This is a genomic window from Methylobacterium sp. C33D (genome assembly GCF_053345825.1).
Genome location: NZ_JBKFAV010000031.1, coordinates 1 through 15,693 on the forward strand (window position 1 = coordinate 1; position 15,693 = coordinate 15,693).

At 71.1% G+C, this 15,693-nt stretch carries 14 protein-coding genes; 2 read left to right on the forward strand and 12 right to left on the reverse strand.

Going from position 1 to position 15,693, the window contains the following annotated elements:
- Positions 1-30: 30 nt before the first annotated feature.
- The 11 genes from ACLBXO_RS22565 to ACLBXO_RS22615 all read right to left on the reverse strand — a co-directional run bounded on the left by ACLBXO_RS22565 (position 31) and on the right by ACLBXO_RS22615 (position 12,393).
- Positions 31-1,434, reverse strand: coding sequence for an ethanolamine ammonia-lyase subunit EutB (locus tag ACLBXO_RS22565; protein ID WP_447686754.1), 1,404 nt, complete (start codon positions 1,432-1,434; stop codon positions 31-33).
- Between the two features lie 28 nt (positions 1,435-1,462).
- Positions 1,463-2,242 carry an inositol monophosphatase family protein gene (locus ACLBXO_RS22570; RefSeq protein ID WP_447686755.1) on the reverse strand — a complete coding sequence of 260 codons (780 nt, stop codon included), beginning with the start codon at positions 2,240-2,242 and terminating at the stop codon, positions 1,463-1,465.
- 11 nt (positions 2,243-2,253) lie between these two features.
- Complete coding sequence (locus ACLBXO_RS22575) at positions 2,254-3,189, reverse strand: phosphotransferase (protein ID WP_447686756.1); 936 nt, start codon at positions 3,187-3,189, stop codon at positions 2,254-2,256.
- A 10-nt stretch (positions 3,190-3,199) separates the two neighbouring features.
- Positions 3,200-4,180 (reverse strand): aminoglycoside phosphotransferase, encoded by a 981-nt coding sequence (locus ACLBXO_RS22580; protein ID WP_331315303.1) that lies wholly within the window; start codon positions 4,178-4,180, stop codon positions 3,200-3,202.
- Complete coding sequence (locus ACLBXO_RS22585) at positions 4,177-5,469, reverse strand: allantoate amidohydrolase (protein WP_447686757.1); 1,293 nt, start codon at positions 5,467-5,469, stop codon at positions 4,177-4,179. Before ACLBXO_RS22585 ends, ACLBXO_RS22580 begins: the two co-directional genes overlap by 4 nt.
- Entirely contained in the window at positions 5,462-6,220 is a 759-nt protein-coding gene (locus ACLBXO_RS22590) for a DeoR/GlpR family DNA-binding transcription regulator (protein ID WP_331315299.1), read from the reverse strand. Before ACLBXO_RS22590 ends, ACLBXO_RS22585 begins: the two co-directional genes overlap by 8 nt.
- A 105-nt stretch (positions 6,221-6,325) precedes the next feature.
- Positions 6,326-8,176 carry an ABC transporter ATP-binding protein gene (locus tag ACLBXO_RS22595; RefSeq protein WP_447686758.1) on the reverse strand — a complete coding sequence of 617 codons (1,851 nt, stop codon included), beginning with the start codon at positions 8,174-8,176 and terminating at the stop codon, positions 6,326-6,328.
- Entirely contained in the window at positions 8,176-9,096 is a 921-nt protein-coding gene (locus tag ACLBXO_RS22600) for an ABC transporter permease (RefSeq protein ID WP_447686759.1), read from the reverse strand. The genes ACLBXO_RS22595 and ACLBXO_RS22600 overlap by 1 nt, the downstream gene beginning before the upstream one ends.
- Positions 9,096-10,076: an ABC transporter permease gene (locus tag ACLBXO_RS22605; protein WP_447686760.1), complete on the reverse strand. Its 981-nt coding sequence runs from the start codon at positions 10,074-10,076 to the stop codon at positions 9,096-9,098. The genes ACLBXO_RS22600 and ACLBXO_RS22605 overlap by 1 nt, the downstream gene beginning before the upstream one ends.
- A gap of 57 nt (positions 10,077-10,133) precedes the next feature.
- Positions 10,134-11,693, reverse strand: a complete 1,560-nt coding sequence (locus ACLBXO_RS22610; RefSeq protein ID WP_447686761.1) for an ABC transporter substrate-binding protein — start codon at positions 11,691-11,693, stop codon at positions 10,134-10,136.
- A 574-nt stretch (positions 11,694-12,267) separates the two neighbouring features.
- Complete coding sequence (locus ACLBXO_RS22615; RefSeq protein WP_447686762.1) at positions 12,268-12,393, reverse strand: hypothetical protein; 126 nt, start codon at positions 12,391-12,393, stop codon at positions 12,268-12,270.
- On the opposite strand from ACLBXO_RS22615, the gene ACLBXO_RS22620 reads away from it, so the two are divergent.
- On the forward strand, positions 12,380-13,831 hold the full coding sequence (locus ACLBXO_RS22620) for a carbohydrate porin (protein ID WP_447686763.1): 1,452 nt from the start codon (positions 12,380-12,382) through the stop codon (positions 13,829-13,831). The genes ACLBXO_RS22615 and ACLBXO_RS22620 overlap by 14 nt on opposite strands.
- Before the next feature lie 230 nt (positions 13,832-14,061).
- Here the strand turns inward: ACLBXO_RS22620 and ACLBXO_RS22625 are convergent, their stop codons facing one another.
- On the reverse strand, positions 14,062-14,619 hold the full coding sequence (locus tag ACLBXO_RS22625; RefSeq protein WP_447686795.1) for a TetR/AcrR family transcriptional regulator: 558 nt from the start codon (positions 14,617-14,619) through the stop codon (positions 14,062-14,064).
- A gap of 207 nt (positions 14,620-14,826) precedes the next feature.
- Here ACLBXO_RS22625 and ACLBXO_RS22630 point away from each other — a divergent pair, with 207 nt between their 5' ends.
- Positions 14,827-15,567 (forward strand): SDR family oxidoreductase, encoded by a 741-nt coding sequence (locus ACLBXO_RS22630; RefSeq protein WP_331315288.1) that lies wholly within the window; start codon positions 14,827-14,829, stop codon positions 15,565-15,567.
- Positions 15,568-15,693: the final 126 nt, after the last annotated feature.

Consider the following 15,693-nt stretch of genomic DNA (forward strand, 5'->3'; position numbering starts at 1 on the left):
CCGGGCGGGCCGGCCCGGCCGGCTCGCCGGTCACGCCGCCCGCCCGGGCAGGAGCCGGGACGCCTCGGCCAGGGCCGGCGGCAGCGCGCCCGCCGCGCCGGCCAGCCGGCCCTGCCCGTCCGTGATGCCCACGGCCCGCAGCCACGCCTCGAATTCCGGCGCCGGGGGGCGACCCAGGGTCTCGCGGGCGAAGACCGCGTCGTGGTGCGACAGCGACTGGTAGTTCAGCATCACGTCGTCCGCCCCCGGCACCGTGATGACGAAGTTGACCCCGGCCGCGCACAGCAGGGTCAGCAGCGCGTCCATGTCCTCGCCGTCGGCATCGGCGTGGTTGGTGTAGCAGACGTCCACGCCCATCGGCAGGCCGAGCAGCTTGCCGCAGAAATGGTCCTCCAGCCCGGCGCGGATGATCTGCTTGCCGTTGTAGAGGTACTCGGGGCCGATGAAGCCCACGACCGTGTTGACGAGCAGCGGGTCGAACTCCCGCGCCACCGCGTAGGCGCGCGCCTCCATGGTCTGCTGGTCGACGCCCCAGTGCGCGTCGGCCGAGAGCGCCGAGCCCTGGCCGGTCTCGAAGTACATGACCTGCCCGCCCGCCGGGCAGCGGCCGAGGGCGCGCGCCGCGTCCGAGGCCTCGCGCAGGACGGCGAGGTCGACGCCGAAGCCGGCATTGGCCTTCTGCGAGCCGGCCACCGACTGGAACACGAGGTCGACGGGCGCGCCCCGGGCCATGGCGGCGATCGCCACGGTGACGTGGCCGAGGCAGCAGTGCTGGGTCGGCACGTCGAGGCGCAGCCGCAGGGTCTCGAGCAGCTCGACGATGCGGATGTAGTCGGGCAGGGAATCGGTCGCCGGGTTGACGCCGATGACCGCGTCGCCCGAGCCCATCAGCAGGCCGTCGAGGGCCGAGATCAGGATGCCCTCGGAGGAATCGGTCGGGTGGTTGGGCTGGTTGCGGGTGGCGAGGCGCCCGGGCAGGCCGAGGGTCGAGCGGAAGCGGGTCACCACCGGCCGCTTGGCGGCGACCGCGACGAGGTCCTGCAGGCGGCAGATCTTGGAGACCGCCGCGACCATCTCGGGCGTGAGGCCGGGCGCGAGGGCGGCGAGGGCGGCGGCGTCGGCGGCGGGCGCGAGCAGCCACTCGCGGAAGGCGCCGACCGTCAGCGAGGCGACCGGCGCGAACGCTTGCGCGTCGTGGCGGCGGGCGATGAGGTCGGAGACCTCGTCCTCGTCCGAGGGGATCAGCTCCTCGGCCAGGAAGGTCCTCAGCGGCAGGTCGGCGAGGGCGATCTGCGCGGCCAGGCGCTCGACAGGCCCTTCCGCGCACAGCCCGGCGAGCTGGTCGCCCGAGCGCTCCGGCGTGGCCTTGGCGAGCAGGCTGCGCAGGTCGGGGAAGGTGAAGCGTGTGCCTTCGATCGTCGTCGCGTAGGCCATGCGGGCGCTCCCGGCGCGCTGTCGGATCTCAGGGAACCCGATCCTGCAGGATGTCGAGGGCGGCCCCGTGCAGGTCGGGTGTGGCGGCGGCGAGCACCCGCCCGTCCGAGTCGAGGGTCAGCGCGGAGCCCGCCCAGTCGGTGATCACGCCGCCGGCCGCCTCGATCACCGGGACGAGGGCGAGGTAATCGTAGGGCTGGAGGCCGGTCTCCGCGACCAGATCGCAATGGCCGGAAGCCAGCAGGCCGTAGGCGTAGCAGTCGCCGCAGAACCGCCGGATGCCGACGCGGTCGACGAGGCGCCGGTAGCGCGCCGCGTCCGCCCCGGAGAAGCCGTCCGGCGTGGTCGTGAAGAACCGCGCGGCGGCGAGGGTCCGGCAGGTGCTGGCCCGGGCCAGCGCCCCGTTGAACGTGGCCGCGCCCGGCATGCCCGTCCAGCGCTCGCCGAGGGCCGGCATGTCGATGACGCCGATGGTCGGCCGTCCGCCGTCGAGGAGGGCGATCAGGGTTCCGAACAGCGGCAGCCCGGTCACGAAGCTCTTGGTGCCGTCGATCGGGTCGATGACCCAGACCGGACCCCGGCCCGGCGTCACGCCCATCTCCTCGCCGACGATGCCGTGCTCCGGGAAGCGCGCCGCGATCCGCTCGCGCAGCAGCGCCTCGATCGACCGGTCCGCCAGGGTGACGGGGCTCGCATCCGCCTTGGCGACGATGTCGAGGGCCGTGCGGAAGTGGCGCATCGCCACCGGTCGGGCCGCGTCGGCGAGTCCGGTCGCGAAGGCCAGGATCTCGTCCGCGGGGGGAAGCATGTCCGGCACGCTCAGAGCGCTTTCAGGAAGGCCGGCCACCGCGTGTCGTTCATGATCGATCGGGCGCGCATGTGCTTCCAGATGCCGTACTTGTAGAAATCGAAGTCGAGGTCCGAGATGCGGTTCTGCACCATCGCCCAGGTCGACCATTTCACGTCGGCCAGGGCCTTGTGCACCATCAACCGGGCGAAGAGCTGGTCGCTGTACCGGCCGAAATACGCCTCGATGATCGCGCGATCGACGTCCTCGGAGAAGAACATCTCCCCGCTCCAGATCGCGAGATCGTAGAGGCGATCGTTGTTGGAGGCGTACTCAAAGTCGATCAGCAGGATCGAGCCGTCCTCCCCGATCAGGAAGTTGCCGGGCATCGGGTCGTTGAAGCACGGCACGAGGTCGATGCCGGAGGCCTCCAGGGCGGCCCGGGCGAGGCGCGTCTGACGGGTCAGCCACGCCTGGTCGGGCGGCAGCAGAGCGCCGAGATCGACGGCCTGACGGTCGTGCTCGTCGATCATGTCGAACACCGTCTTGGTGAGCGGCAGCAGAGGGGCGCCGTGGAAGCGGCGATAGAGGGCGATCGCCTCGTTGCGCACGGCCGCGTCGGCGAAGTCGCGGTTGGTCGAGGGCCGGCGGCCCTCCACGAATTCCGCGATCTCCACGTCGTCCGCGTCGAGATAGTCGAAGGTGCGCGGGCCGAGGCCGATCGCCTCCGCCTGCCGGCTCGCGGCGCGGGCGGCGGCCCGATCGATGAACATCTCGGTGCCGCGCCCGGGCATCTTCACGAAATACGGGTGCGCCTCGCCCGCGACCTCGACGCGCCAGTTCGTGTTGCTGATGCCGCCGAGCACCGGCCGGTAGCGCATGGGCCGCCCCTGCCACGGGGCGACCCGGTGAAGGGTCGCCTCGAAGGCCCGCTCGGCCTCCGTGCGCCCGCTTCCGAGAGGGATCATGCCGCGCTCCTCACAGCGTCCTCAGGGTTTCCTCGAAGTCCGGGCGGCCGACCCGCGCCCGGCAGCGCAGGAACCGCCAGCTCGCGTATTTCCGGAACTCCAGACTCCGCCGGGGCGAGACGCGGTCCATCGCCAGCGCCCGCAGGCCCCAGTACAGGTCGTCGGCGGCGGCGTAGGCGCGGCAGCGGCTGAACACGTCCGCCCGGCAGGCCCCCTCAGCGATTTCGATGCCAAGCCGCATCTCGCTCTCGAACGGGCAGGCCTCGTTGAGGAAGGCGCCGAGCTGATGGTGCGGGTCGGTATCGCAGGCCATGTCGAAGTCGACGAGGCGCAGCGCGCCGTCCGGCGCGAACAGCAGGTTGGAGGCGTGCGGGTCGGCGTGGGCCGGGCGGCACCCGGTCCCGGCGGCGGCGAGCGCCGCCTCGATGGCATCGCCCCAGTCGAACAGGAACCACGCGTCCGGGGGCAGGTCCGCCGGCAGGGTCTCGCCCTCGGCGCCGAGGGCCGCGCGCAGGGTCCGGATGCCGTCGAAGACGCTCCACCGGCGGCCGAACGCTGCGCCGGCGGCGATGCGGTCGAAGGCCCCGATCACCGCCGCCAGGGCGTCGGGCTGGCGCAGGCGGTCGAGGGACGCCGGGCGCCACTCGGGGCCGAGGCGGCGGAACAGGATCGCCCCCTGCGCCCGCGCCAGATGCAGCGGCTCGGGGCCGAGTCCCAGCGCGGCGACGCGCGTCGCGGCCTCGAACGCGGCGGCGGGGTCGATGAGGGCGGCGGCGGCCGGCTCGGTGACCTTGAGGAAGTAGTCCGGCTCCGCATCCGGCGCCGCCGCCACCAGGAAGGTGGCCGACTCGACGCCGTGGTACGACGGCGACGCCGCGCCCGGGCAGGCCACGCCGTAGCGGACCGGCCGGTCCGCCAGGAGGGGGATCGCCGCGAGGGCCTCCTCGGCCAGCCGCTCGTGAGCGCCGTCGGGCGCGCCCGGCGCCTTCACCGGCCCTCTCCCCCGGTGCCGAGGGCCGCGAGCCCCTCCGTCGCCAGCAGCATCAGCATCTCGGCCAGGACCTGGGTGCCGAAGGCCCGATCCTCCGGGGCCGCGAACTCGGTGGGATGGTGCATCACCCCGTCCCGGCAGGGCACCGCCAGCACGATCGCGGGGCAGACAGCGGCCAGGCTGATCGCGTCGTGGCCGCCGATCGTGTCGAGGAACCGGGGCGGCGCGTCGTTGCGGGCGCCGGCCCGCTCCGCGAGCCGGACGAGGCCGGGATGCATGGCGCCCGCGGGCCGCAGATCGATGGCGCGGACCTCCGAGTCGACGCCGGCCCGCGCCGCCGCCGCGTCGATGAACGTCCGGAGCCGGGCCTCGGCCTCCTCGAGGATCGCCGGCGCGCCGGAGCGCAGCTCGATGAACAGCACCGCCTCGCTCGGCACGGTGTTGGGCGAGTTCGGGAAGACCTCCAGCCGTCCGACCGAGGTGTGCAGGTCGAGCCCGTAATCGCCGGTCATGTCCTTCAGGTCGGCGATCAGGTAGGCGGCCGCCAGCAGGGCGTCGCGGCGCTCGGCCATCGGGGTCGGGCCGGTGTGGGACTGCCGGCCGAGGAAGGCGAGGCGGTACTTGGTGGCTCCCCAGTAGCGGGTGAAGGCGCCGAACCGCTTCCCCTCCCGCTCCAGCACGGGGCCGCCCTCGATGTGGAGCTCGATGAACGCGTCCGGGACCGGGACCGTGTCGGTCCCGGCATAGCCGATCGCCTCCAGCGCCGCGCCGACCGCGATCCCGGCGCCGTCGCGCCGCTCCAGGGCCCAGGCCAGCTCGGCCTGGCCGGCGAACACGCTGCTGCCGAGGAGGCTCGGCTGGAAGCGGGCGCCCTCCTCGTTGGTCCAGTTGGCGACGACGAAGTTGCAGGCCGACCGCAGCCCGCGCTCCGCGAGGGACGCGCGCACGGCCCGGATCGCCTCGCAGGCCGCGACGACGCCGAGGGCACCGTCGAAGCGGCCGCCGTTGGGCTGGCTGTCGAGGTGCGAGCCGACCATCACGGTCGGCGCGTTGCCCCCGGCGAGGTCGACGCGGCCGAACTGGTTGCCGATCCGGTCGACCTGCGGCGCGAACCCGTTCTCCCGGAACCAGGCGCCGAGCCAGTCGCGGGCGGCGCCGTCCTGGGCCGAGAGCGCGAGGCGCGTCATCGACCCGTCGCCGCCGCCGCCGAAGCGCGATACGGCGTCCATCATCCCGTGGAGGCGGGCGGCATCGATCCGCACGGAGGACGGCGGCGGTGTCTCAGGCATGGAGCACATCCACGTTCAGCTGTCGGAAGGCGTCGGCGAAGTCGCTCGCCAGCGGCGCGTTGGTGACGAGCGTGTCGACGTCGCCGAGACCGAGGGTCCGGATCGTGCCGAGCCGCCCGAATTTCGAGCTGTCGGCCAGGATCACCGAGCGCCGGGTCTGCTCGACGGCGGCGCGGCGCAGGACCGCCTCCTCCTGGCCGAGATCCATGAAGCCGTGCTCGCGATGCACGGTCACGATGCCCATGACGGCGAGGTCGTAGACGTGCTCGCGCACGGCCGCGACGGTGCGGTGGCCGAACAGCCCGCGGTAATGCGGCTTCATCTCGCCGCCGAGCACGGTCACCTGCGACTGCGGATCGTCGGCGAGCAGGGTGGCGATGCCGATGGAGTTGGTGTGAATGGTGATCCGCCGGCCGACCAGCTGCCGGGCGAAGGCCAGGGTCGTGGTGCCGGTGTCGATGAAGACGGTCATGCCGTCCTCCACCAGGGCCAGGGCGGCCGACGCGATGCGCGCCTTCTCGCGCATGCCGACGCGCGCCCGCTCGTCGAAGGGCTGATCGTCCTTCTTCTGGTCGATGACGGCGCCGCCGTAGACCCGGCGGGCATGCCCGCGCATCTCAAGGTCCCGCAGGTCGCGCCGGACCGTCTCGGTGCTGATTCCGAGGCGAGTCGCCAACTCGTTGACCGATACGCGACCGTCGCGCTGCAACTCCGTCAGGATCAGTTGCAGGCGCGGCTCGGTTATACTCATCGGCGTCCGTCTCCCAAGGGTTGTAATCCCTCGCGAAGGGACACAACCTTGGAACGGGTTGGCACGGTCCTCGACGGGCCGCAATTCATCGGATCGCGTCATCTGTTAACCCGCAGCCTCGGCGTGGATCGGCCGCGCGCCGGGAGCCGCGACGCGGTGGCAGGCGGCGAGCGCGCCCGCACCGCGCGTCACGAGGTTCGGCCCCTCGGAGATGCAGGGCGCGAAGGCCCGGGGACAGCGCGAGCGGAAGGCGCAGCCGGCCGGCAGGTCGATCGGGCTCGGCGGCTCGCCGTCGAGGAGGCACTCCTCGGGGCGGTAGCGGCGCTCCTCCAGGGTCGGCATCGCCGACAGCAGGGCCCTCGTGTAGGGGTGGCCCGGATCGAAGAATAGGCGCTCGTTGTCGGCGATTTCCACGACCTCGCCCAGGTACATGACGGCGACGCGGTTGCAGGCTTTGCGCACCATCGCGAGGTCGTGGCTGATGAAGATGTAGGTGAGGCCGTGTGCCCGCTGGAGCTTCTCGAACAGCGCGAGCAGCCGGAACTGCTCGGTCTGGTCGAGCGCCGAGAGCGTCTCGTCCATCAGCAGGATCTCGGGCTCGAGCACCATCGCGCGGGCGACGTTGATGCGCTGGCGCTGCCCCGCGGAGAGGCCGACGGGCAGCGCGTCGTAGAGGGCGGTGCTGAGGCCGACATCGTTCATGACCGCGCGGACGCGCGCGCGGATGCGGGCGGCATCCCGCCACCCGTGGGTGCGCAGGGGCGCCTCGAGCATCGCGCCGATGCCGGTGCGCGGGGGCAGCGAGTTGAACGGGTCCTGCAGCACGAGCTGGAGCTTGCGGCGGAACCCGAGCAGAGCCGGTCCCGCGAGCGGTGCGATGTCCTGCCCGTCGCACAGGATCCGGCCGCCGCTGGGGCGCTCCAGGCGACTGAGCAGGCGCATCAAGGTGGACTTGCCGCAGCCGCTCTCCCCGACCACCGCGAAGCTGTCGCCTTTGTGGATGTCGAAGGTCACGCCGCGCACGGCGCGGAGCGCGCTCGTCCCCGCGAAGGTCCCCCGCTCCCGCACCCGGTAGGTCTGCGACACGTCTTCCAGGCGGATGACCGGGCGCGCTTCGGACCGGTCGCGCGCGGGCACGCCGGTGCGCGGCAGCGCGGGGGAGCGGGCCCAGATGGTCGGGATCTGGGCGACCAGATCGCGGGTGTAGGCGTGCCGCGGCCGGGCGATCAGCGCCTCGGTCGGCTGCTCCTCGACGAGGCGGCCCGCATCGATGACGAGCGTGCGCGACGCGGCCTCCCGGGCGACCGGGAGCGACGAGGAGACGAACAGGATCGCCGTCTGGAAGCGCTCCGTGAGCTCGCGCATCAGGCGGATGACCTGCGCGGCCACGGTCACGTCGAGGGGCTGGGTGACGTTGTCGGCGACGAGGAGCGCCGGATCCGAGATCATCGCGTCCACCAGCAGCGCGCGCTGCATCATGCCGCCGGAGAACTGCGACGGGTAATCGTGGAAGCGCCGGGCGGCGGAGGGTATCCGGACCGCGTCGAGCAGCGCGACGACCCGGCGGCGCGCCTCCGCCGCCGCGACGGCGGGATTCACGGCCCGCATCTTCTCGGCGATCTGGTGGCCGACGGGCAGCGTGGGGTCGAGGGCGCCCATCGGGTTGGCGCCGACATAGGCGATCTCCCGGCGCAGGGGCCGCATCGCGCGCGGGGCGAGGCCGAGGATGTCCTGCCCGCGGAAGCGCACCGTCCCGCGGGCGGCGAGCGGCGGCTCCAGGCCGTTGACCAGGGCCTTCGCCAGGACCGTCTTCCCCGCGCCGGTGGCGCCGACCACGCCGACGATCTCCCGCGGCGCGACGTCGAACGCGATGCCGTCGAGGATCCGCCGCCCGGCGACGGGCCCGGCGAGGTCGACGCTCAGGTCGCGGACGGACAGGACCGGCGGCGTGTCCATCAGGCGCCTCCGTGGATCGCGTTGCGCGCCCGCTCGCACGCCGCGCCGATCAGGTTGAGGCCGACGAGCGTGAGGCCGAGGAACACGCCCGGCATGGTGGCGATCCACCACGCGTTCAGCAGATACTTCCGGCCATCCGCGATGATGTTCCCGAAGGTCGGCGTCGGCGGCTGCACGCCCAGACCGAGGAAGCCGAGCGTCGATTCGAAGATCATCATGCGGGCGATGTCGAGCACCGCCGTGAACAGGATCGGCGGCACCAGGAGCGGCGTCAGCAGCGTCAGCACGATCCGGGCATGGCTCGCGCCCGAGACCTGCGCCGCCCGGACGTACTCGCGACCGCGCTCGGCCATCGCGACGGAGCGCGTCACGCGGGCGTAGACCGGCCAGTTCGACAGCCCGAGCACGAGGATGATGGCGGGGATCGTCGGCCTGGAGACGCCGAGCACCGCGATCGCCAGGATGATCATCGGGATCGACAGCTGCGCGTCGGTGACGCGCATGATCACCGCGTCGGTCCGGCCGCCGAGGTAGCCCGCGACCATCCCGAGCGCGCAGCCGATGACGAGGGTCAGCGCGGTGGCGGCGACGCCGATCAGGAAGGAGTAGCGCAGGCCGATCAGGCAGCGGACGAGCATGTCGCGGCCGATCTGGTCCGTGCCGAGCGGGTGCGCCCAGCGCCAGTGCGGACCGGCGAGGAGCGGCGGCAGCAGGCGGGCGCGGACATCCATCTTGCCGGGATCGAGGCCGCTGAACTCGGGATAGAGGAGCGTGCCCAGGACCAGGATCCCGAACAGACCGAGGCCGATGCGGAAGCCGGTCGCCCGGGCCGCCCGTCCGAGGATGCGGCGCCCGATCGAGCGGGCGCTTTCCGTGTCGACCGGGGCGGCCCCCAGGGTGAGGCTCGTCTCGACGCCCATCAGTACGCGAGCCTCGGATCGATGATCGTGGCGGCCAGATCGACGAGGATGTTGATCACGACGAAGATCGCGCTGGTGACGATCGCGATGCCCTGGATCAGCGGGAAGTCGCGCTGCAGCACGGCGTTGATGGTGAGCAGGCCGAGTCCGGGATAGTCGAGGATGTACTCGACGATGATCACGCCGCCGAGCAGGCTGGAGAACTGGACGCCGAGGAGGTTGAGCAGCGGCACGGCGGCGTTGCGCAGGACGTGCGCCCCGACGATCCGCGTCTCCGTGAGACCGCGGATGCGGCCGACCGCGACGTAGGCCTCGCCCATCTGGGTGGCCACGGCGCCCGAGAGGGTCCGGATCAGCACCGGGGACAGCTCCACCGCCAGCACGATGGCCGGGAGGATCGTGTAGGAGAATCCCCCGTAGCCGACCGCCGGGAGCCAGCCGAGCTTCACCGAGAACAGGAGCGCGAGCACGATCGCCAACCAGAAGTTCGGCAGCGAGATGAAGATCGACGAGACCGCGAACGCGAACCGGTCCGCGAGTCCGCCCGGTCTGAGTCCCGCGGCGATGCCGACGAGCGACGAGAACGCCAGGGCGAAGGTCAGCGCCAGGGCCGCGAGCTGCAGCGTCATCGGCAGCGCCTCGCCGATGAGGGCGGCGACGGGCGCCCGCTCGGCCCGGGTCGCGTCGTCGAAGTTCGCCCCGCCCGTGGCCGCGCCGTTCGCGGGCCGCACGAAGCTGTGGCCGAGGTCGCCGCGCACCACCTGCCCGGCGTAGCGGCCGAACTGGACCAGGATCGGATCGCGCAGGCCCATCCGCTCGGCGATCTGCTCCACGAGGGAATCCGGCGCCATCCCGCCGACCATCAGGCGCACCGGGTCACCCGGAACGACGCGCAGGAGGGTGAAGATCAGGAGCGAGACCAGGGTGATGATGATCGCCCCCTGCGCGAGGCGCCGGGCGAGGAAGCTGAGCACGAACATCGGACGATGGGGTTATGGGATGGCGCGCCGCCGGACGCGGCGGGGCGTGGGTTCCGGTCAGGCCGTGCGCGCGGCGTCGATCGAGCCGTCGGGGTAGATGAACAGGCCCTTCAGGTCGGCCTGCATCGCGTGGATCATCGCCGAGGTGAAGAGCGAGAGGGCCGGCGCCTTGGCGGCCAGGAGCGGCATGGTCTCGGTCTGCAGGATCGTCCTGCGCGCCTCCAGGGTCGGCGCGTTCCGCTCCTTGTCGAGGCTCGCGTCGACCTCCGGATCCTCGAGACCCGTGATGCGGTGCGAGGACGCGTGGAAATGCGTGCGCAGCACGAGGTCGGGCTCGGGCGATCCGGTCGACCAGCCGCAATCGATCATGTGGCCCGGTCCGCCGCCGGGGCGGTGGTAGAGGCGCTCGTTCCAGGCCGCGGGTTCCAGCACGGTGAGGGTGACCGGGAAGCCCTGCTCGTTCAGCATCGCGGTGATGATCTCACCGTATTCTTTGGTCTTCGGGTAGAAGCCGACCGAGGTGATGTATTCCAGCGGCGGCAAGCCCTTCCCTTTCGGGAAGCCGGCCTCCGCCAGCAGCGCCTGCGTCTTGTCCGGGTCGTAGGCGGGATAGTTCTTCAGGTCGACGTAGCCGAACTTCACCGGCGAGACGAAGTTCGACGAGGCGTGGCCCGCGGAGCCGAGGACATCGAGGATCACGCTCCGGTCGATCGCGTGGCAGGCGGCGAGGCGCATCCGGACGTCGTTGAACGGCGGCTTGGAGCACCGGAACCACAGGTACTTGTTCTCGACCGAGACGATCCGGCTGACGGCGATCTTCGGATTGCCCTTGACGGTCTCGACCTGCTCGGGCTCCAGGCGCTCGACGATGGAGGCTTGGCCGTTCATCAGGGAGAGCATCCGGGTGGTCGAATCCGCCGTGAAGGTGAAGTCGATGCCGGGGATCGCGGGCTTTCCCTTGAAGTAGCCCTCGTAGGCCTTGAGCACCGTGGTGTTGCCGCGCTGCTCGACGAAGCGGAACGGGCCCGTGCCGTTGAGGCGCTTGGCGAGGATGCCGCCGGGCCCCTCGGCCACGTCCTTCGCCGACATGATCGGCAGGAACGAGGCCAGGAAGACGAAGAGGTGCGCCGGATACCCGCCCTTCGTCGTGTCGACGATCACCGTGCGGTCGTCGGGCGTCGTGATCGTGAGCGTGTCGGTCGGCCCGGGATACCATTGCGCCGGTCGATCGGGCTGCGCGCCGTACTCGAAGGTCGCCTTCACGTCCTCGGCCTTGAACGGCTTCCCGTCGTGGAACGTGACCCCGTCGCGCAGGGTGATCTGCAGGCGGTGCGGGTCGAGGAGCCTGATGTCGGTCGCCAGTTCGTAGACCACCTTGCCGGGATCATCGAGCGTCATCGGTGTGCGCGTGAGGAAGCCCATCACGAACCCCTCGATGTTCTTCTGCGAGAGCGTCGTGTGGGCCGTCGGGTCCCAGTTCCCGGTGATGTTCTCCGCCGACAGGAAGACCAGAGGCCGCGCGCTCTGGGCGAAGGCCGGGGAGATCAGGACGTCGGGGTTGATCTGCGCGCACGCGGCCATCGCACCGAGCCGCCGAAGGAACCGCCTGCGATCCATCCCGTCGCCCTCCACCTGTCGACCGACAGCACACATCGGTCAAAAACCACACAGCAAGCCACGTGCCACGGCCGCGAACCGCGCGAACGGAGCGGATCGGCGCTCGTCGCCGCGCGCGCGGCGCTGCGGTGCGTGAAGTTCGAGCACAATGCTCACAGACTCAACGCGCTGCCGATTATCAGCCCTTTATCGCTGAGGATGCTCATACGGTGAGCAAAAATGCCATCGGTCACGTCTTATGAGCCAATTTGCGATCCGACGTCGCGCCGATACAACGCGAGGTGGATGATTTGTCGATGACTTAAGCAAAAGTAGTGGGATTAAACCGTCGCCCCAGCATTACGCGCCGAGACGGCCTTGCCCGGCTCGACTGTGACCAAAAAATCTCGACTCGGTCAGACTACACAAAAACCATGCATCACCCATTGACGATGCGGAATCTCTCATGACACGTTGAGTCAGCGATGAGTTCGGACCCGCGAGTGTAGCGGCGTCCTTCGGCGAGACCGGATTCGGCTGACGACCGAACCGTGATCGGCCCGTCATCGAGAAGGCGCGCAGAACGCCGAACCAGTCACACCACCGGCACCGAATGGGTTCCGACGGCTCCCGGCCGCTCGGCCTGCCGCTCCGCGGCCGGCCCGCGCACCGGCACGCTCCGGCCGGGCCCCCGAACGGAGATCACGATGATCGGGGACATGTCGCGCTTCGCCTCACCGTCCGGGACCGGCGCGGTCCTAGGCCTGCTCGTGCTCGGATCGGCACTGACCGCGCATCCGGCCGCCGCGCAGACCGCGACACCGGTCGAGACCTTGAGCGATCAGACGCAGGCGCGGACGAACCCGGAGATCGCCGCCAAGGCGGCGTCCCCGATCCGCGTCGGTCCGCTCGCGCCGTGGGCGACGGAGATGGCGGCGGCCGGCTTCACCTTCGACATCAACATGTACGACTTCTATCAGGCCAACCCGTCCGCGGGCCTGCGCACGGGGCAGCAATCGAATTCCGCGTACTTCGTCCTGTCGATGACGGCGGACATGCAGAAGCTCGCCGGCATCGCGGGCGGCAGCATCAACTTCACCGAGACGCTCTTCGGCCTCGTGCGCAACCTCAACATGGCCGGCGACATCGGCGATACGACGGTCGGGTATCAGCCGCCCTACAATCCGAACGACAACCGCCTGTCGCTCCTGACCTATCAGCAGAAGCTGCTCGACGACCGCCTCGTCATCGAGGTCGGCCGCACCCATCCGGGCCGCTACTACGCCCTGCCGCCCTGCAACTCGATCAACTCCTGCTTCCAGGACATCCTGTATCTCAATGCCGGCTGGACTTCGCCGCTCTACGCGGTCTGGGGGGCGAATTTCGCCTACAAGATCTCGCCGACCACGTACATCCAGGCCGGCGCCTTCAGCGTGAATCCCGGAACCAACGTCCTCTCGGGCTACGACTGGGGCTACGAGCGCCTGTCCGGGGCCCTCGCCATGTTCGAGATCGGCCGCGTGACCGATTACACCCAGGAAGCCTATCCCGGACGCGCCTCCTTGACGGGCTTCTTCAACTCGGCCGATCACGACGACAACTTCAAGACCGTCTTCGGAACGTCCAAAGGGCTCAATCCCGGCACGCCGGTCCTCCAGAAATCCGGGACTTCGGGCATCGTGCTGACCGGCACGCAGACCCTCTGGCGGGCCGACGGCGGGCGCGAGGTCAATCCGCACCCGACCGCGATCTCGGTCTATACGGGGACCGGCTACGCCTTCGATCCGACGATCCCGATCCGCTTCAACAGCTTCGTCGGACTGCTCCTGCAGGCCCCGGATCAGAGCCGCCCCCTCGACACCTACGGCATCAAGATCAACTGGCAGCGCCTCAACGAGAACTACACGCGCTTCCTCGCCGACGCGAACTTCATCTCGGGCGGGACGGGCGCGCCCTTCTCCCGGGACAAGTTCGTGTTCGAGCTCAACGCCCACTTCGCCATGCCGGGCGGCGTGGTCGTGGAGCCGGTCGTGCAGTACCTCGTGAACGGCAATTCCTATTTCAATCCCTACACGGCGCGCCGCCCCAAGGACGGCTTCTACGGCGGTTTCACGCTGTCGGTCCCGCTCGGCACGCTGCTCGGCCTGGCTCCGGGCTGAGACGCGACCGCTCTGCCTGAGCGGCCACCTCCGCAGCGCTCAGGCGGCGCGGGCCCCGGGCGACACCGTCCTCCGGTGGCCGCCCCGTACCCGTCCATCCGTTCCCGTCCATCCGTTCCCGTCCTGGCCCCGAGCCGTCCCTCAGGGCGGATCACGTCACGCAGGGCGGATCAGCGTGCCGGTCGGGCGAGGGGAAAGCCGGCGCGCGGCGTCACCGCGGCGGTTCCCGGCTAGCGGGCGCCGGCAGACGCGTCCCACCCCGCCATCGCGAGCCGGGCGACGGCCTCGAGCGCCGCCCGGCTCGCGCCGTCGCGGGCCTGGAGCGACATGCCGTTCTGCACCGTGAGCACGAAGCGGGCGAGTGCGGAGAGGTCGACGGAGGCGCCGATCTCGCCCTCCGCGACCGCGCGCGCGAGCCGCTCCTCGACCCGTCTGAGCCCCTCGGCGCGGGCCGCGCACACCAGGGCGCCGAGCTCCGCCTGTCCCTCGCTGCCGGCGGCCGAGAGCGTCACCATGCAGCCGAGCGGCTCGATGCGCCCGCAGGAGCCCGTGAGCGCGGCGGCCGAGTCCATCAGGAGCGCCGCGACGGCCTCGCGCGCGGTCGCGGCGGCGGCGAAGTTGGCCCAAACCATCCCGCCGTACCGGTCGCCGTAGTGGCGCAGCGCCTCGGCGTAGAGCGCCTCCTTCGAGCCGAACGCCGCGTAGAGGCTCGGCGAGCCGATCCCCATGACTGCGGTGAGATCGGAGATGGACGTCGCGGCGAAGCCGCGGCGCCAGAACAGCCGCATCGCCTGCTCGAGCGCCGCCTCACGGTCGAAGGCGCGGGGCCGGCCGCGCCCGCGGGCCGGCGCTGACCGTGCCGCCACACGCGTCGCTGCCTGGGCCGCCGCTGACGTCGAAGCCGATTTTTGCATCGATCGTTATATAAACCGCTTGACCCACACCGACAACGCATCTAGCCATTTCTGTGTCGTTCATTACAGAAGCAGGCGGACGTGAGTGAGCTGGCAGGCAAGCGCGCCCTGGTGACGGGCGCATCACGCGGCATCGGTGCGGCCATCGCCTTGGCGCTCGCCGACCGGGGCGCGGACGTCGCCATCACGTACGAGCGGTCCGCCGAACGGGCGGCCGAGATCGTCCGCGCCATCGAGGCCAAGGGGCGCCGCGCCCGCGCCATCCAGGCCGACAGCGCCGACGCCGCGGCGGTGAGGCGCTCGGTCGACGAGGCGGCCGAGGGGCTCGGGGGACTCGACATCCTCGTCAACAACGCCGGCATCGCCCGCGGCGGCCCGGTGGCGGAGATGAGCCTCGCCGACATCGACGCCATCCTCGACGTCAACGTGCGCTCCGTCGTGCTGGCGTCGCAGGCGGCGATCCCGCACCTCGCGGAAGGCGGCCGGATCATCTCGATCGGCTCCTGTCTCGGGGAGCGCGTCCCGTTCCCCGGGGTCACGGTCTACTCCATGTCGAAATCCGCCCTGCTCTCGTTCACCCGGGGGCTGGCGCGCGAGCTCGGTCCGCACGCCATCACCGTGAACCTCGTGCAGCCGGGGTCGACCGACACCGACATGAACCCGGCCGACGGCGCGCAGGCGGACATGCAGCGCGCGATGACCGCGCTCGGCCATTACGGGACGCCGGACGACATCGCGGCCGCGGTGGCGTTCCTGGCGAGCCCCGCCGCGCGCCAGATCACCGGCACCACCATCACGGTCGACGGTGGCGCGAACGCGTGATCCCCTTCGGCGAACGTGGTGAGGCGCCATCGCGACCGGATCATAACTCCCCTCCCCTTCTCACCGCGGCCGACGCGGACGGCGTGCCGCTCAACCGCATGCGCTCCGGCGGAGGAAGGCGGCCTC